12 protein-coding genes and 1 tRNA gene are annotated in these 17,070 nt (G+C 58.7%); 3 read left to right on the top strand and 10 right to left on the bottom strand.

Going from position 1 to position 17,070, the window contains the following annotated elements:
• Window positions 1–333 precede the first annotated feature (333 nt).
• The 6 genes from E0F99_RS11180 to rpsU all read right to left on the bottom strand — a co-directional run bounded on the left by E0F99_RS11180 (window position 334) and on the right by rpsU (window position 10,054).
• Window positions 334–1,407 (bottom strand): site-specific integrase, encoded by a 1,074-nt coding sequence (locus E0F99_RS11180; RefSeq protein WP_083356473.1) that lies wholly within the window; start codon window positions 1,405–1,407, stop codon window positions 334–336.
• A gap of 128 nt (window positions 1,408–1,535) precedes the next feature.
• Window positions 1,536–1,612 (bottom strand) — tRNA-Ile (locus E0F99_RS11175).
• A gap of 15 nt (window positions 1,613–1,627) precedes the next feature.
• Window positions 1,628–5,371 (bottom strand): bifunctional diguanylate cyclase/phosphodiesterase, encoded by a 3,744-nt coding sequence (locus E0F99_RS11170; RefSeq protein ID WP_083356474.1) that lies wholly within the window; start codon window positions 5,369–5,371, stop codon window positions 1,628–1,630.
• A 135-nt stretch (window positions 5,372–5,506) separates the two neighbouring features.
• Entirely contained in the window at window positions 5,507–7,357 is a 1,851-nt protein-coding gene (gene rpoD, locus E0F99_RS11165) for an RNA polymerase sigma factor RpoD (RefSeq protein ID WP_083356475.1), read from the bottom strand.
• A gap of 67 nt (window positions 7,358–7,424) precedes the next feature.
• Window positions 7,425–9,395: a DNA primase gene (dnaG, locus tag E0F99_RS11160; protein ID WP_083356476.1), complete on the bottom strand. Its 1,971-nt coding sequence runs from the start codon at window positions 9,393–9,395 to the stop codon at window positions 7,425–7,427.
• Between the two features lie 443 nt (window positions 9,396–9,838).
• The gene (gene rpsU / locus E0F99_RS11155) at window positions 9,839–10,054 is read right to left on the bottom strand and encodes a 30S ribosomal protein S21 (RefSeq protein ID WP_002551877.1); all 216 of its coding nucleotides are present in this window, start codon (window positions 10,052–10,054) and stop codon (window positions 9,839–9,841) included.
• A 203-nt stretch (window positions 10,055–10,257) separates the two neighbouring features.
• Between rpsU and tsaD the strand changes: the two genes are divergently transcribed.
• The gene (tsaD, locus tag E0F99_RS11150) at window positions 10,258–11,283 is read left to right on the top strand and encodes a tRNA (adenosine(37)-N6)-threonylcarbamoyltransferase complex transferase subunit TsaD (RefSeq protein WP_083356477.1); all 1,026 of its coding nucleotides are present in this window, start codon (window positions 10,258–10,260) and stop codon (window positions 11,281–11,283) included.
• Between the two features lie 32 nt (window positions 11,284–11,315).
• Here the strand turns inward: tsaD and plsY are convergent, their stop codons facing one another.
• A complete protein-coding gene (gene plsY, locus E0F99_RS11145) occupies window positions 11,316–11,885 on the bottom strand; it encodes a glycerol-3-phosphate 1-O-acyltransferase PlsY (RefSeq protein WP_083356478.1) in 570 nt (189 codons plus the stop codon).
• Window positions 11,886–11,957: 72 nt separating this feature from the next.
• On the opposite strand from plsY, the gene folB reads away from it, so the two are divergent.
• A complete protein-coding gene (gene folB, locus E0F99_RS11140; RefSeq protein ID WP_026140135.1) occupies window positions 11,958–12,311 on the top strand; it encodes a dihydroneopterin aldolase in 354 nt (117 codons plus the stop codon).
• Window positions 12,302–12,820: a 2-amino-4-hydroxy-6-hydroxymethyldihydropteridine diphosphokinase gene (gene folK / locus E0F99_RS11135; RefSeq protein WP_083356479.1), complete on the top strand. Its 519-nt coding sequence runs from the start codon at window positions 12,302–12,304 to the stop codon at window positions 12,818–12,820. Before folB ends, folK begins: the two co-directional genes overlap by 10 nt.
• A gap of 67 nt (window positions 12,821–12,887) precedes the next feature.
• Here the strand turns inward: folK and E0F99_RS11130 are convergent, their stop codons facing one another.
• From E0F99_RS11130 to E0F99_RS11120, 3 genes are all read right to left on the bottom strand, one after another.
• Window positions 12,888–14,117, bottom strand: coding sequence for a multifunctional CCA addition/repair protein (locus E0F99_RS11130; RefSeq protein WP_083356480.1), 1,230 nt, complete (start codon window positions 14,115–14,117; stop codon window positions 12,888–12,890).
• Between the two features lie 63 nt (window positions 14,118–14,180).
• Window positions 14,181–15,746: a SpoVR family protein gene (locus tag E0F99_RS11125; RefSeq protein WP_083356481.1), complete on the bottom strand. Its 1,566-nt coding sequence runs from the start codon at window positions 15,744–15,746 to the stop codon at window positions 14,181–14,183.
• Window positions 15,743–17,014, bottom strand: coding sequence for a YeaH/YhbH family protein (locus E0F99_RS11120; RefSeq protein ID WP_083356482.1), 1,272 nt, complete (start codon window positions 17,012–17,014; stop codon window positions 15,743–15,745). The genes E0F99_RS11125 and E0F99_RS11120 overlap by 4 nt, the downstream gene beginning before the upstream one ends.
• Between the last annotated feature and the right edge of the window lie 56 nt (window positions 17,015–17,070).

Below are 17,070 nucleotides of genomic sequence, written 5' to 3'. Positions count from 1 at the left end.
GGCGCCGATGTTGGCAGTGCAGAGCGGCATAGCTTCACTCATTTGGCGTTGCAGTCCTGCGAGACGGCTGTACGAGCGTACGGGATCTGTCTGCATTGCTGTGGGTAACTGGATAGTCCTAGTTTCGTTGCTAGTCTCAGAGGTCCTTTTCGCGTCCGACACTTCGAGTGAAAACGTCCGCTTTTGGCCGATTTCTGTTCGCAGATCTCTGTAGATCATGGTCACCAATCGTGCTGATCAAAATGCAATCAGGTAGGCAAGTGGAGTGTAATTTCACATACAGAAAAGCCCCGAAGGTGAGGTGGCGTGGCAACCCCCCCCCCCGGTCTTAAACTAATAAACTTCAGTGGCAGGCCTCGTAATTTTGTCCAGTCTACTAACGAGGTCTTCGGCTCGCAGGTGTGTGTAACGCTTAAGCATCTGCATCGACTTATGACCACTGATGGCAGAAACCTCCTGATCAGATAACCCGCCTTCGACAAGCCGACTCACCGCCTCATGACGCAGGTCGTGAAACCTAAAGTCAGGTAGATCGAGCTTTTTCTTCAACTGCCCCCAAATTTTCGTGAAGGCATACGGACGACGTTTCTTGTCCTTTCCGGGCTCACCAAAAAACACCAGGTTGCAGTCGATTGGTCGCACCGGGTTATCCATCGCAGCTTTGAATACTTCAGTAGCGCGCTTGCTCAGTGGGACCGTTCGGGAGCCGTCGTTCTTTGTGTCTGAGAGACGTATGACGCGCTTTGCCAAATCCACTTGAGGGCGACGTAGCGATGAGATCTCTGACGAGAGCATACCCGTTTCCAGAGCGATGCACACAATCCAGCCCAGCATAGGATTGCTATGCCGATTCACGGCCGCGAGCAGAAGGCGTTCTTCCTCCGGCGATAACCTCCGATCACGGCCGTCCCCAGGGCTAGGCTTGCGGATGTTTAGCACTGGATTGAACGTAAGGCCCAACCCCCACTCCTGAATCGCTACCGTATATAGGTGGCTCAATAGGGCCAGTTCGAGGCGCACGGTGTTGTTGCTGATGGTCCCACCACGGCTGGGTTCGTTAAGGCGCTTGTCACGATAGCCGGCGATGATTTCAGCAGAGAGGGCAGCCAGTGAGTATTTGCCCAGGTGCTCGATAAGCTTTTTGGCTTTTGAGGTTTCGCCACGTTGAGTGGTGGGCTTCTTGGTGGGGGTGATGTCGCTCAAGTAGCGTTTGAGTGCCGCCTCCAGCGTCATGCGTTCGGAACCGCTGCGCTGGACGTATATGCCCCTCACCATTTCATCTTCGGTGCGACGCGACCAGTCCTCCGCATCGCGCTTGGTGCGGAAGGTTTTGGCTACTGTCGGCCAGCCAGTTTTGCGGATCAAAGCCTTCCAAGTACCGGAAGGGGTTTTGACTAGTGTTGCCATCTGAAAGGACTCCAAAGGTGTACTGGCGCACCAGCACTGTACCGATTTTGTACCTTTGGACCATAGGACTGTATTAGTGGAGGACCATCCAGAAACACGAAAGCCGCGCAACGCGCGGCTTTCAAAGGTGGTGGGCCCACACGGACTCGAACCGTGGACCAAGGGATTATGAGTCCCCTGCTCTAACCAACTGAGCTATAGGCCCTCAGTAGGTCGCGGATTATAACGATGGTTTCCCCGCTGTGCCATCCGAAAAGTCTGAAACGCTCATATGAAGAAAAGCCTCGGCAAAAAGCTCAGGCGGCAGGGGCAGGCTGACGATGTAGCCTTGCATCTGTTCACAGCCTTCGGCGGCGAGGAATGCCTGTTGCGCGGGGTTTTCCACGCCTTCGGCGATGATGGTGAATTGCATGCTGTGGCCTAGGGCGATGATGGCGCGCACGATGGCGGCGTCGTGGGGGTCATCGGGCAGGCCGCGTACAAAGGACTGGTCGATCTTGAGGAAGTCCAGCGGCAGGCGCTTGAGGTAGCTAAGGGATGAATAGCCGGTGCCGAAGTCATCAATCGCCAGCTGCACGCCCAGGCGTTTGAGTTGGTGCAGCACTTCCAGTGCTTCTTCGGCCTGGCTCATGATGAAGTTCTCGGTGATTTCCAGCTGCAGGCAGCCGGGCTCCAGCTGGTAGTCACGCAGGAGCTGTTCGATGCGTGCGAGCAGGTTGGGGTGGCGCAGTTGGGCGCCGGCAAGGTTGACCGACAGTGGGCCGAAGTTATCGAAAGCTTCTCTCCACAGGTGCATCTGATGGCACGCCTGTTCCAGTACCCAGTCGCCGATTTGCAGGATCATGCCGTTCTCTTCGGCCAGGGCGATGAAGTGTTCAGGCGGTACGTCGCCAAAGGTCGGGTGGTGCCAGCGAATCAGGGCTTCGGCGCCGATCAGTTCCTGGGTGTCCAGGCTCAACTTCGGTTGGTAGTACAAAAATAACTCTTCACGCTCGATGGCGCGGCGCAGTTCGTGTTCCAGGGCCACACGCTCTTTGGCTTGGGCGGTGAGGTCGCGGGTGTAGCTTTCGACGCGGTTGCGGCCCTTGGCCTTGGAGCGGTACATCGCAGCATCGGCGTTTTTGACCAGGGTGGCGACGTCGGTGCCGTCCTGCGGGTAAAGGCTGGTGCCGATACTGGCGCTGATAAAGAACTCGTGCTCGCCGGCCTGGAACGGTGGGGTAAAACAGGCGAGAAGTTTATTGGCGAGGTGCTCGGCATCGCTGGCGTGTTGCAGGCCGGGCAGCAGGATGATGAATTCGTCGCCACCCAGGCGAGCCACGGTGTCCACGTCGCGCAGTTGCTCCTTGAGGCGCACGGCGATGTCCTTGAGTAGCAGGTCGCCGACGGGGTGGCCGAGGCTGTCGTTGATGTGTTTGAAGCGGTCGAGGTCCAGAAACAGCACCGCGCCTTGGTTGCCGCTTTCCTGCTGGCCATTAAGTGCCGCCTGCAAGCGGCTTTCAAACAGCGTGCGGTTGGGCAGGCCGGTCAGTGGGTCGTGATGCGCCTGGTAGTCGAGGCGCGCCTGGGCGTGCTTGAGGCTGGAGATGTCGGCGAACACGGCGACAAAGTGGGTGATCAGTTGCTCGCGGTTGCGCACGGCGCTGATGGTCAGCCAGCTGGGGTACAACTCGCCATTCTTGCGGCGGTTGCAGATCTCGCCCTGCCAGTGGCCCTGCGCGGTCAACTGGTGCCACATGGCCGCATAGAACGCGCTGTCATGCTGGCCGGAGGCGAGCAGGCGCGGCGTGCTGCCGAGCGCTTCGGCTTCGCTGTAGCCGGTGATTTCACTGAAGGCGCGGTTGACGGCGCTGATGTTCTGCCGGGTGTCGGTGATCAATACGCCTTCGGCAGTGCTTTCGAATACCGTGGCCGCCTGTTGCAGTTTTTCCTGCATGAGTTGGCGTTCGGTGATGTCCCGCGCGATGGTCAGCATGCAGTCGTCGTCGCCGATGGGCAGCGGGCGACTGGACACTTCACAGAGGCGAATCTGGCCGTCGTTGCGGCGTATATGGCAGACGAAATCGCGAACAAACCCGTCGCGTTGCATCAGTTCGAGCATGTGTTTGCGTTCGTTGAGGTCGACCCAGATGCCCAGGTCCAGGGTGGATTGGTCGAGCGACGTTGCGCTGGCGAACCCGGTAAGACGGCTGAAGCCGTCATTCACTTCAATCAGCAGCCCATCGCGCTGGCGACTGAGGAGCAAGCCATCGGGTGAGGCGTGGAAGGCCTTGGCGAATTTCTCTTCGGAGGTTTGCAGCTGTTGCCGAGTTTCCTTGAGCTGGGTGATATCACGCACCACCACCACCAAAGCCTCGGTGGTGTCGAGTTGGAACGGCTGCGCTGAGATCAACCCGGTAAAGGTTTGGCCGTTGCTGCGCCGAAAAGGCATTTCCAGGTTGCGGATGCTGGTGGTCTGCACCCGTTGCAGCAGGTCGGGGCCGACGCCTTGAATGCCCCAGATATTTAATTCGGTGGCGGTTTTACCCACGACGTCTGCGGCGCTCAGGCCGATCTGGTCCTCAAACGCCTTGTTGACCTCCAGCAGGCAGCCATCGGACAGGCGTGCAATCACCAGGATGTCCGGGCATTGCTGGAACACCGAGGCAAATTTCTGCTCGGACAGCTGCAAGGCTTCTTCGGTGCGCTTGGCTTCGCTGATATCGATCATCAGGCCGCGCAGTACCGGCTCATGCCCGTGCTCGATGAGGCTGACAATGTCGCGTACCCATAAGCAGCGGCCATTGGCGGTGATCACCCGATAATCGACGCTGTGATCACGGTTGGCGCGGGTTTCCTGGTAGCAGTAGGCCTCGGCACGTGTCAGGTCGGCGGGGTGGATGATGTTGCGCCAGAAGCCTGGAATCAGCCAATGCGCGCGAGGGTAGCCGAGTAGGTCCTCGGCATGCGGCGATACGTAGCTGTAGGTGAAATCCGTGATGCTGGCTTCCCAGGCGATGGCGGACAAGCTCTCCACCAGGCCTCGATAATGGTATTCGCTGCTGCGCAGTTCTTGTTCAAGCGCGACTCGTCGGGAGATTTCCGAACTGAGCCGTCGATTAATCCGAATCACGATGGCCAGTACCGTGCTTAGCAGCAGCACCGCCGGCAAACCGTACATCAGCAAGTCGGCCCAAAAGGTGCGGTGATCGGTGAAGCTGCCTACCCAGTGTTGCTGGATCGCGTCGGTTTCGTCTGAACTGAGGTCGGCGAGCACCTTGTCCAGAATGCCAACCAGCATTTTCTCATCGCGCGGGACGCCCATCGCCAGCTGATAGCGGTAGGGTGTTTCGCCGCTGACGTATAAACCATCGAGCTTGAGTTGGCGCAGGCTCCAGACGCTGGAGGCAAGATCGCTGACCACGGCATCCACTTCATCGGTTGCCAGCGCCTGCAGTGTCGAGCTGACATTGGGCATGGCCACCAGGTTGAGGTCGGGATGGTGGGTGCGCAGCAATTCGTGAGGCGCGTAGTTTTCCACCACGGCGATCTTCAGGCCGTACAGGTCTTTGAGGTTGCGTGGTTTCGCGCCGCCTTCATGCGCCAGGATAACGATAGGGAAGTCCAGATAGGGGCGTGTGAAGGCCAGGAAGCCCTGGCGCTCCGGGGTGGACATAATGCCGGGCAGCAGGTCGAGTTGGTTGTTTTTGGCCTGTTCGAGCACGGCGGTCCAGTTTACGGGCTCGATCAGTTTGATCCTGATGCCCAGGCGGTCCTGGATCAGGCGCACGTAGTCGGCGGCCAGGCCTTGGTAGCGGCCATTTTCGTCACGGTATTCGAAAGGTGGCCAAGAAGCATCCACCCCCAGGCGCAGCTCCTGATGGTCCGCCAGCCAGCCACGCTCTTCATCGGTGAGAGTCAACGCGCCAGCCGTTGCGGTCCAGGTGAGCAGCGACAGCAGTATCACGGTCGGCAGTCTGGGCATAACGGTCTCGTTATGGCACGGGGAATGTTTCGAGTGTAGACGGGCATTGCGGGGGAGGGGGCGCGCGCGGGCGTTAATCTGTAGAAAGTAATCTGTAGAAAGCAAAACCCCCGGCCTGGGCCGGGGGTTCTGGTATCACTCGTCGAGGAAGGAGCGCAGATGCTCGCTTCTCGTCGGGTGGCGCAACTTGCGCAGCGCCTTGGCTTCGATCTGGCGGATCCGCTCACGGGTCACGTCAAACTGCTTACCGACTTCCTCAAGGGTATGGTCGGTATTCATGTCGATGCCGAAACGCATGCGCAGTACCTTGGCTTCACGGGCAGTGAGGCCGGACAGCACGTCGCGAGTCGCTTCTTTAAGGCTCTCAACAGTGGCGACATCGATTGGCGACTGCATAGTCGAGTCTTCGATGAAGTCACCCAGGTGAGAGTCTTCGTCATCACCAATCGGCGTTTCCATGGAGATCGGCTCTTTAGCGATCTTCAATACCTTGCGGATTTTATCCTCAGGCATTTCCATGCGTTCGCCCAACTCTTCCGGGGTCGGTTCGCGACCCATTTCCTGCAACATCTGCCGGGAAATACGGTTGAGTTTGTTGATCGTCTCGATCATGTGCACCGGAATACGAATGGTGCGGGCCTGGTCGGCGATCGAGCGAGTGATCGCCTGACGGATCCACCAGGTGGCATACGTCGAGAACTTGTAACCGCGACGGTATTCGAACTTGTCCACAGCCTTCATCAAGCCGATGTTGCCTTCCTGGATCAGGTCAAGGAATTGCAGGCCACGGTTGGTGTACTTCTTGGCGATGGAGATCACCAGGCGCAAGTTCGCTTCAACCATCTCTTTCTTCGCGCGGCGGGCCTTGGCCTCACCGATCGACATGCGACGGTTGATGTCCTTGATCTCGGCAATCGTCAGACCAGTTTCGGTCTGCAAGGCGGTCAGCTTCTGCTGGCAACGGATGATATCCGGCTGCAGGCGACCAATGGCTTCAGCGTATTTCGCCTTGCCCTTGGCCAGTGCGTCGGTCCAGCTTTCGTCAACTTCGTTGCCCGGGAACTGGCGCAGGAAGTCAGTACGCGGCATGCGCGCATCACGTACACAGAGCTGCATGATTGCGCGCTCTTGGGCACGCAGACGCTCAAGGGCACTGCGAACACGCTCAACCAGGCCTTCGAATTGCTTCGGCACCAGCTTGATCGGCATGAACAGCTCAGCCAGGACTACCAGCTCGGCGATTGCCAGCTTGTTGCCACGACCGTGCTTTTTCAGAGCCTTGCGGGTGATTTCCATTTGATCGGAAACCGCACCGAAGCGCTGGGCAGCGACGATCGGATCGGGGCCGCTTTCAACTTCATCTTCGTCGTCGGTGCTGGCTTCAGCATCGTCGTCGTCAGTCTCGTCGTCGGCTTTAGCAGCCTTCGGGTCGACTGGCGGCGGTACTTCGGCGGCAGGCGGCGCAATGCCGTCGTCCGGGTCGATGTAACCGCTCAATACGTCAGACAGGCGACCACCTTCGGTGGTGACGCGGGTGTACTCGGAGAGAATGTGGTCAACCGTGCCAGGGAAGTGCGCGATTGCGCCCATCACTTCACGGATGCCCTCTTCGATACGCTTGGCGATTTCAATTTCGCCTTCGCGTGTCAGCAACTCGACCGTACCCATTTCGCGCATATACATGCGCACAGGGTCCGTCGTGCGACCGATATCGGTCTCCACTGCTGCCAACGCTGCTGCTGCCTCTTCGGCCGCCGCTTCGTCGGTATCGGCGTCGGCCAGCATAAGGGAATCCTTATCTGGCGCAACCTCGAATACGTTGATCCCCATGTCATTAATCATGCGGATGATGTCTTCCACCTGCTCTGGATCTGAAATATCTTCAGGCAGGTGGTCGTTGACCTCCGCGTAAGTCAGGTAACCCTGCTCACGACCGAGTGTGATCAACTCTTTGATACGAGACTGCTGTTGCGCTTTTCCGGACATAACACCCTATCCACTGAAGGTCTTGGCGGGCAAAAAACAAGCCGAGGATTATACCCGAGCTATGACCTCACGCGCCAGCTGAGGTCGGGTTTGATGCGGAAACATTCTGTTTTAAGAGGTCGCGCATCTGTTTTGCTATCTGAATTTGCTCTTCAGCCGACAATCCCGGCTGTCTTGCTCTTTTGATGAGTTCGTCGAGGGTCTGCGTATGCTGACCCGCGGATAACCTAGTAATGGTGTCTAAAAACTGTTGTTCAAGGTTATCGCCGTCAATTAGCCACTCCTTTTCTGCGAGTGCTTTCAAGAGGCGGCCTTGTTCGGTGCCATGCCAACGAGCCATCAGCTGAATTGAGTTTAGCTTAGGATTTTTCTGTACCGCCTCGATCAAGGCGATCAGTACCTGCGCATAGGTGTTGCTTTCGTTGGCAAAATGATCAGCGCTCTCGACCTTCTTGGCCAATTGCGGGTGGTGGATAAGCGTGCGCAACGCAATAAGCGTCGGTGCTTCCACCGCCACTGGCGTGCGTGGTGCAGAGGGCTCATCGCGATCACCGCGCTTGCCGTTCTTGCTCCAGGGTTTCTTGTCCCATTTCTTGCCGCCCGCGCCGGGTTTCTTCGCGGTCCACTCTTGCTGGGGCGTGTAGGCCTCCTGCGGTGGGTGGAAGTCGGAATAGTCCGGCATGGCGTCGTAATCCATGGCCGGGTCGTAGGCGGGCGGTGCACCTTGCGGCGCGCTGTGCACCAGCTGGCTGACGGCTTCACCGCTCAAGCCGGTGATTTCCAGCAGGCGCATGCGCATCAGTGATTTCAGGTTGGCGCCCGGCACTTTGTCGATCAGCGGTGCTGCGAGGGTGGCCATGTGGGCCTTGCCCTCAAGGGAGCGCGGGTCGGCTTCTTCGGTCAATTGCTGGAAGAAATAATCCGCCAGCGGTTGCGCGTGTTGGTTGATGCGCGCGCGGAACGCGTCGGTGCCTTCGGAGCGCACCAGAGTGTCCGGGTCTTCGCCTTCAGGTAGAAACAGAAAGCGTGCACGGCGCCCATCCTGCAGGCTCGACAGCGTGGCTTCGAGCGCGCGCCATGCGGCGTTGCGGCCAGCCTGGTCGCCGTCGAAGCAGAACAATACGCTGGGCACCACGCGGAATAGGCGCTTCATGTGTTCTTCGCTGGTGGCGGTGCCCAGGGTGGCTACTGCGTTACGCAGGCCTTGCTGTGCAAGGGCAATCACGTCCATGTAGCCTTCAACCACGATGATTTCATCGAGGTTGCGATTGTTTTTACGCGCTTCGAACAGGCCATAGAGTTCCTGGCCTTTGTGGAACACCGGGGTTTCCGGGGAGTTCAGGTACTTGGGCTTGTCGTCTCCGAGTACTCGACCACCAAAAGCGATGATCCGACCCCGGCTATCGCGGATCGGAAACATCACGCGGTCGCGGAAGCGGTCATAGCGCTTGCCGGTCTCGGCATTTTCCACCAGAAGGCCGGCGTCGATCATGGCTTTCTGCTGCAGGGTGTCGCTGCTCAGGTGCTTGTACAGGTTGTCCCAGCCTGGCGGAGCGAAGCCCAGGCCGAAGTCTCGGGCGATTTCACCCGTGAGGCCGCGGCCCTTTAGGTAGTCAACGGCGGCCTTGCGCTGCGGATGGCTTTTAAGCGCCTGACGATAGAAGTCGGCAGCGGCCGTCAGCAGTGGGTACAGCGGTGAGTCGGTGGGTTGCCGCGGTTTGTGCGGACGGCCACTTTCTTCTCGGGGAATTTCCATGCCGGCGGCTTTGGCCAGGTCCTCGATGGCCTGGGGGAAGTCCAGGTTGTCGTGGTCCATGAGGAAGCCGAGGGCATTGCCACCCGCGCCGCAGCCGAAGCAGTAGTAGAACTGCTTGTCGGGACTGACGCTGAACGAGGGGGTTTTCTCTTTGTGGAACGGGCAGCAGGCGGTGTAGTTTTTGCCGGCTTTCTTCAATTGCACGCGCGAGCTGACAACATCGACGATGTCGGTGCGGTTCAGAAGGTCGTCAATAAAGCTCTGGGGAATTAGCCCGGCCATGGCGTTCTCGTCATCACTGCGTGTCAATGAGGCCCGCGAAGTGCTCAGGCGCGCAAATTTGCGGCTCGATCAACTGTCGTCTGCTTGGGCTGTCAGGGAGTGTATCTGCCGAACATTCACTGACGTTAATTTCTATCAGTGTTCGGCGTGGAAATGTTGCCCGGGCGTCCGGTGTTGGCCAATGGCAGGCCTCGGAAGCGCATCGTAGGGCACAGCCGACACAGTCGATCGTCTGCTTAAAAGAATGAGTGTGCTCGTCAGTAGCCTTGTTAGGCTCGTCAGAAGAGACGCGCACCGCTGGCAAAAGAGCCAGTCCTGACGTGTGAAGCAGTGTCTCGGTCGCATGTGCGGCGTCAACGGTGAAGCATCAAGCGATATCCGCAAATGCCAATAGCCCGGCTGAGGGCCGGGCTTGGCAGAAGCTTGCTACGTAAGTCTGCGTATTAGTACAGACGAACGGCGCGGCGCTGCTCGCGCTGAACTTTCTTAGCGTGACGCTTAACAGCGGCTGCTGCTTTGCGCTTACGCTCAGAAGTTGGCTTCTCATAAAATTCGCGGCTACGAACTTCAGCCAGAACACCGGCTTTTTCGCAGGAGCGCTTGAAACGACGCAGAGCTACGTCGAAGGGTTCGTTCTCTTTTACTTTGACGGCTGGCATCCAGAGCTACCTTCTTTCATTACCGGGAATCAACGTTCTCGTCGCAAAAAATTCGCGGCTGAGGTCGTCGGTTTTTAAGGGTTGCGGATGTTAACCCCTCATTGCCCGGAATGCAAAGCCTCTGATCGAAAACCGCTAGTCGGGAGGTGGAGTGGCGACTATTATGCGCGCCTTCGAATTCAGCCTATACAAGGCGCAAACCCATGCTAGTACTGGGACTTGAAACCTCCTGCGACGAAACCGGTGTCGCACTTTACGACAGTGAACGCGGGCTTTTGGCCGATGCACTGTTCAGTCAGATCGACCTGCACCGTGCCTATGGCGGCGTGGTGCCGGAGCTTGCCAGCCGCGATCACGTCAAGCGCATGCTGCCGTTGATTCGCCAGGTGTTGGACGAGGCTGGCTGCGTGCCAACCGAGATCGACGCGATTGCCTACACCGCCGGTCCCGGATTGGTCGGAGCCCTGCTGGTTGGGGCCTCTTGCGCTCAGGCGCTGGCATTTGCCTGGGGTATTCCGGCCCTTGGCGTGCACCACATGGAAGGCCATTTACTGGCGCCCATGCTGGAAAAAACACCGCCACAGTTCCCGTTCGTCGCTTTGTTGGTTTCGGGTGGGCATACGCAGCTGGTTCAGGTCGATGGAATCGGCCAATACACGCTGTTGGGCGAGTCTTTGGACGATGCCGCAGGCGAAGCATTCGACAAGACCGCGAAGATGATGGGGCTCAATTACCCGGGCGGTCCGGAAATCGCTCGTCTCGCCGAAACAGGCGTGCCGGGTCGCTACACCTTCCCGCGTCCGATGTGTGATCGTCCAGGGTTGATGTTCAGCTTCAGCGGCTTGAAAACCTCCGCGCTGAACACCTGGCAGCAGAGCGTCAGCGCCGGCGACGACAGTGAGCAAGCCCGTTGCGACATCGCACTGGCGTTCCAGCAGGCCGTGGTGGAAACTTTGACCATCAAGTGCAAGCGCGCCCTGAAACAGGCAGGCATGAAGCGCCTGGTGATCGCTGGCGGGGTCAGCGCCAACAAAGCCTTGCGCACCTCGCTGGAAAAAATGCTCGGTGGCATGCAGGGTGATGTGTTTTATGCGCGCCCTGAATTTTGCACCGACAACGGCGCAATGATCGCGTATGCCGGTTGCCAGCGCCTGCAGGCAGGGCAGCATGAAAGCCTGGCGATCAGCGTGCAGGCACGTTGGCCGATGGAGCAGTTGTCGCCGTTGTGAGGGCCGACGTGAGCCGGGCTCATCGAACGTATTTAAAAATGCCGTTCGCGCCCGGCAAACAGGTCGCGTAAATTGCCGCGGTGGCGCCACACGATCAGCAGTGTCAGCACGCTCATCGGCAATAGTGCCGCAGGCGCCTGCCATGCCAGCAATGGCAGTGTGAGGGGTGTGGCGATCAGCGCGGCCAGGGAACTGGTGCGGGTCAGGTAGAAGGTCAGCAGCCAGGCCAGCAGGGCCAGCAGTGCTGCCGGAGGGTAAATCCCCAGCAACATGCCGGCTGCCGTGGCGACGCCCTTGCCCCCGCGAAAGCGGAAATACAGCGGAAACAGATGGCCCAGGACGGCGCACACGCCTACCCAGGCCTGCTGTTGCAGGGAAAGGCTGGCTAGATTGGCGATGAGTACGGGCAACAGGCCCTTGCAGATATCGCCCAGCAGCGTCAGTACGGCGAGTTTCTTGCCGGCCAGGCGCAACATGTTGGTGGCGCCGGCATTGCCTGAGCCACTCATTCGCGGGTCGGGGTTTCCCGTCAGGCGGCTGAGCAAAATGGCGAAGGACAGCGAGCCGAGCAGGTAGGCGAGAATCGCCAGTGACCAAAACATGCTAACTATTCCGGGCGAGGACGCCCTGATTCTAACGGGGCATCGCGCCCTTGTCGTGCTGCGGAGAAGAGCTTGGACAGAGTGTTTATCGAAGGCCTGGAAGTCGACACCGTGATCGGGGCCTACGACTGGGAGCGCGGCATCAAGCAATGCTTGCGCCTGGACCTGAGTTTTGCCTGGGACAATCGCCCGGCGGCTGCGGGTGACGACCTGACCTTGGCGCTCGATTACGCTAGCGTATCCGCACGTATCCAGGCCTTTGCCGAGCAGTCCCAATACCAGTTGGTGGAAACCTTTGCCGAACGTCTGGCCGAAGTGTTGATGAGCGAATTTCAGATTCCCTGGCTGCATCTCAAGTTGACCAAGCCCGGCGCCGTGCCGGCCGCCAAAGGCGTGGGTGTGGAGATCGAGCGCGGATGTCGCTAACTCAGGTTTACCTTGGTCTTGGCAGCAATATCGAGCGCGAGCGCCATCTACGCGCTGGCCTGGATGCGCTGGCGAGCTTCTTGACCGATGTGCGCTGCTCGCCCGTGTTCGAAAGCCAGCCGGTGGGCATCAAGAGCGGGCCGTTCTTCAATCTGGTGGTATCGGCCTATACCGACCTGCCGCTGATGGAATTGGATCGCCGGCTGAAGTTCATCGAGGCCGACAATGGCCGTTATGCGCCCGATCGCAAAGGGCTGCCGCTGGATATCGACGTGTTGCTGTATGGCGAGCTGGTGGGGAATTTCGATGGCCTGATCCTGCCGCGGGCAGAGATCCTGAAAAACGCCTTTGTGCTGTGGCCGTTATCCTTGATGGCCCCCGACCGTGTGCATCCCGAGGCGGGCAAGGCATTGGCCGGGCTGTGGCGTGACGCGCAGATCGATCAAGTGCTGGCGCCCGTCGGCTTCGAATGGCGGGGCGAACAACTCACCCCCACGGATCTGCTGTAGCCCCTGACCTAGCGGAGCGGGTGCACATTTATCTGTGGCAAGCCCGCTTGCCACAAACGCTTGCCTGTTACTCGTTGTGCTGTGCCTTGTAGATTTTCAACGCCTTGAGCCTTTCGCGCTTGAGCGCCTCGCCGAGCTCCGGGCCTTTGAAGCCTTTCTCCAGCAGGGGCGCCACCGCGACTTCGCGTGCAACCTTGGCCGCGCCGCGCAAATAATCCGCCTGTGGATAACTTCGCTGCTCAAATCCCTTTCGCCCGCGCGAGTCCATTTCACACGCGACCACAAACTCCTCAAAGCGCTGCGGTCGTCGATATACGTCAAAACTCTGCAGCAACTCCAGCAATATTGACGCTTTCAACTCCAGCGCCCGATGGCCGTGAGTGTGATATTGGCAGACCAACAGCGCCAGTTCCTGGCAGTCTTTCGGCACCTTGAAGCGTTCGTTGAGCGCCTTGATCAGCTTCAGGCCGGTATGTTCGTGAGCAATATGCTGCGGCAACTTATCCACAGGCGTCAGGCCTTTGCCCACGTCGTGCAGCAGGCAGGCCCAGCGCACTGTGAGTGGTTGGTTATGCAGGGCGGCCTGCTCCAGTACGCTCAACGTGTGAAGGCCGGTGTCGATTTCAGGGTGGTGAATTTCCGGCTGCGGTACGCCGAAGAGTGTGTTCACCTCCGGCATTAAAGTGTTTAGCGCATCACAGTCACGCAGCACCTGGATAAACACCTGAGGCTGATCTTCCATCAGTGCGCGGGAGATTTCTTTCCAGCTACGCTCCGGCGTCAAGGCTTGCAGTTCGCCGGATTCGCTGAGCTGACGCATCAGCTCCAACGTCTCGGGCGCGACCGTGAAACCCAGGTGCGCATAACGCGCCGCAAAGCGTGCAACGCGCAGCACGCGCAATGGATCTTCGGCAAACGCCGGGGAAACGTGACGAAGAATGCGCGCTTCCAGATCGCGCTGGCCGTGATAAGGGTCGGTGAGGTTGCCGTCATCGTCTTGCGCAATGGCGTTGATCGTCAGGTCGCGACGAATCAGGTCTTCTTCCAGCGTGACCTCGGGGCTGGCATGAAACACAAAGCCGCCGTAACCCCGGCCACTCTTGCGCTCGGTGCGGGCGAGGGCGTATTCATCGCCGTTCTTCGGGTCCAGGAACACCGGGAAGTCAGCGCCCACCGGTTTGTAGCCCTTGGCGAGCATTTCTTCAGTGGTTGCGCCGACGACAACGCGGTCGATGTCGGTGACCTTGATGCCGAGCAGGCGATCACGTACCGCGCCGCCGACTGTGTAGATTTTCATGAAAAAGCCTCCATTAGCAGCACAGGATAACGCCTGTGCCTGACCAATGGAGGCTTTGCTGTTTCAGAGATGAACGACGGCCAAGTCCAGGCGGCCGTAGTCGTTGTCGCTGTGATCGCTGCGCGGTGGCACGTGGTGAGTCTTCATCACTTGGTCGCCCTGCAGGGTTTCCAGGTGAATGTCGAACCCCCACAGTCGATGCAGGTGCTTGAGTACCTCCTCAGTGGATTCGCCCAAGGGTTTGCGGTCGTGCTGCTGGTGACGCAGGGTCAGCGAGCGATCGCCGCGCACATCAATGCTGTAGATCTGCACATTAGGCTCCCGGTTGCCTAAGTTGTACTGCGCCGCCAGGGTCTCGCGGATAGTGCGGTAGCCGGGCTCATCGTGAATGGCCGGCACCACCAGATCATCCTTGAGGTCGTCATCCATGATGCTGAACAGCTTGAGGTCGCGAATGACCTGGGGTGACAAGTACTGCAAGATGAAACTCTCGTCCTTGAAGCTGCTCATGGCGAACTTGATGGTCGACAACCAATCGCTGCCGGCGATTTCCGGAAACCAGCGGCGGTCCTCGTCGGTGGGGTGTTCGCACATGCGGCGGATGTCGCGGTACATCGCAAAGCCGAGTGCATAGGGGTTGATGCCGCTGTAGTACGGGCTGTCGAAGCCGGGTTGAAACACCACACTGGTGTGGGAAGTGAGGAACTCCATCATGAAGCCGTCGGTGACCAAGCCCTCGTCGTACAGGTCATTCATCAAGGTGTAGTGCCAGAACGTCGCCCAGCCCTCGTTCATCACCTGGGTCTGGCGCTGTGGATAAAAGTACTGGGCGATCTTGCGCACAATACGTACGATTTCCCGCTGCCACGGCTCCAGCAGTGGCGCGTGTTTTTCCAGGAAATACAGGATGTTTTCCTGAGGTTCGGCGGGAAAGCGTGCATTGTCCTTATCGCTGTTCTTGCCAGCGCGCTTTGGAATGGTGCGCCACAGGTCGTTGATCTGTTTCTGCAGGTGCTCCTCTCGCTCCTTCTGGCGCAGGCGTTCTTCCTCGGCGGAAATCGGATACGGGCGTTTGTAGCGGTCGACTCCGTAGTTCATCAGCGCATGGCAGGAGTCCAGCAGATCTTCTACCGCGTCGATGCCGTGGCGTTCCTCGCATTGCATGATGTACTGCTTGGCGAACACCAGGTAATCGATGATCGAACTGGCATCGGTCCAGGTGCGGAACAGGTAATTGCCCTTGAAGAAGCTGTTATGCCCGTAGCAGGCATGAGCTACTACCAATGCCTGCATGCAGATGGTGTTTTCTTCCATCAGGTAGGCGATGCACGGGTCGGAGTTAATGACGATCTCGTAGGCCAGCCCCATTTGGCCACGCGTGTAGGACTTTTCAGTGCTGAGAAAATGTTTGCCGTAGGACCAGTGGTGATAGCCCAAGGGCATGCCCACTGAGGCGTAGGCGTCCATCATCTGTTCGGCGGTGATCACTTCGATCTGGTTGGGGTAGGTGTCCAGGGCATAACCCGCCGCGATACGGCTGATTTCCCGGTCATAGGCCTGGATCAGTTCAAAGGTCCACTCGGAGCCGGTGGAAATGGGTTGGCGCTTATGCTCTTTTTTGGCGGTCATGTCACTAACCTGCGCTGGAAGAGTTCACGGAAGACCGGGTAGATATCGCCGGCCGAGACCAGTTGCTGCTGGGCGAATGTATCGGCAAAGGCTTCACCGATGCGTTCGTATTCAAACCACAGGGCCTGGTGCTCACGGGGGGTAATCTCGACGTACGTGTAGTACTGCACGAACGGCATGATCTGGTTGATCAGGATGTCGCGGCAAATCGGCGAATCGTCGTTCCAGTTGTCGCCGTCGGAAGCCTGGGCGGCGTAGATATTCCACTCGTTGGCCGGGTAGCGCTCGGCCATGATCTCCTGCATCAGTTTCAAGGCGCTGGACACAATGGTGCCGCCGGTTTCCCGAGAGTAAAAAAACTCCTCTTCGTCGACTTCTCGTGCGCTGGTGTGATGGCGGATGAAAACCACGTCGATCTTGTCGTAGTTCCGCTTCAGGAACAGGTACAACAGGATGAAGAAGCGCTTGGCGATGTCTTTGGTCGCCTGGGTCATCGAGCCGGACACATCCATCAGGCAGAACATCACGGCCTTGGAGCTTGGGTTAGGTTGTTTGACCAGCAGGTTGTATTTCAAGTCGAAGGTGTCGAGGAATGGCACGCGGTGAATCCGCGCGCTGAGTTTCTCGATTTCCGCTTCGGTTTCCTGGATATCGCCGAAGTTGTCTGGCTCTTCGCGCTTTAAACGCGCCAGCTCTTCCTTGGCCTGCTTAAGTTTGGCGCGGCTGCTGCCCGACAGGGCGATACGTCGGGCATGGGCCGAGCGCAGCGTACGGATGATGTTGATCCGCGACGGGTTGCCCTCGTTGCTGATCCCGGCGCGCACGGTCTTGAAGGTGTCGGTGCCGGTCAGGTTGCGCTTGACCAGGTTGGGCAGTTCCAAGTCCTCGAACATGAACTCGAGGAATTCCTCCTGGGTGATCTGGAACACGAACTCATCCATGCCTTCGCCGGAATTGCCCGCCTTGCCAGGGCCTTTACCGCCGCCACCGCCTTGTGGGCGCTGGATATGTTCGCCGGTGGTGAATTCCTTGTTGCCCGGGTGCACGACGGTCTGCTTGCCGCCGCGTCCGTGGTGCAGCACCGGTTCGTCGATGTCGCGTCCGGGAATGCTGATTTGCTCGCCATGCTCCATGTCAGTAATGGAGCGGCGGCTGACGGCCTCTTCAACGGCCTTTTTGATGTGGTCACGGTAACGCCGCAGGAAACGCTGACGGTTTACCGTGCTCTTGTTCTTGCCATTGAGGCGTCGGTCGATCACATAGCTCATGGGGAGCCCTCCGGGCAGCTTCACGTTACAAGCTTCAAGCCGCGAGCTGGAAGCTT

It is taken from the genome of Pseudomonas antarctica (assembly GCF_900624995.1).
Classification (GTDB): domain Bacteria; phylum Pseudomonadota; class Gammaproteobacteria; order Pseudomonadales; family Pseudomonadaceae; genus Aquipseudomonas; species Aquipseudomonas antarctica.
This window is presented reverse-complemented; position numbering and strand designations above follow the sequence as displayed.

Excerpts from the sequence above, each read along its gene's own strand:
- E0F99_RS11170 (WP_083356474.1), bottom strand. The coding sequence starts at position 5,371 with ATGCCCAGACTGCCGACCGTGATACTGCTGTCGCTGCTCACCTGGACC.
- dnaG (WP_083356476.1), bottom strand. The coding sequence starts at position 9,395 with ATGGCCGGGCTAATTCCCCAGAGCTTTATTGACGACCTTCTGAACCGC.
- folK (WP_083356479.1), top strand. The coding sequence starts at position 12,302 with ATGTCGCTAACTCAGGTTTACCTTGGTCTTGGCAGCAATATCGAGCGC.
- E0F99_RS11130 (WP_083356480.1), bottom strand. The coding sequence starts at position 14,117 with ATGAAAATCTACACAGTCGGCGGCGCGGTACGTGATCGCCTGCTCGGC.
- E0F99_RS11125 (WP_083356481.1), bottom strand. The coding sequence starts at position 15,746 with ATGACCGCCAAAAAAGAGCATAAGCGCCAACCCATTTCCACCGGCTCC.
- tsaD (WP_083356477.1), top strand. The coding sequence starts at position 10,258 with ATGCTAGTACTGGGACTTGAAACCTCCTGCGACGAAACCGGTGTCGCA.
- E0F99_RS11120 (WP_083356482.1), bottom strand. The coding sequence starts at position 17,014 with ATGAGCTATGTGATCGACCGACGCCTCAATGGCAAGAACAAGAGCACG.
- rpsU (WP_002551877.1), bottom strand. The coding sequence starts at position 10,054 with ATGCCAGCCGTCAAAGTAAAAGAGAACGAACCCTTCGACGTAGCTCTG.
- rpoD (WP_083356475.1), bottom strand. The coding sequence starts at position 7,357 with ATGTCCGGAAAAGCGCAACAGCAGTCTCGTATCAAAGAGTTGATCACA.
- E0F99_RS11180 (WP_083356473.1), bottom strand. The coding sequence starts at position 1,407 with ATGGCAACACTAGTCAAAACCCCTTCCGGTACTTGGAAGGCTTTGATC.
- plsY (WP_083356478.1), bottom strand. The coding sequence starts at position 11,885 with ATGTTTTGGTCACTGGCGATTCTCGCCTACCTGCTCGGCTCGCTGTCC.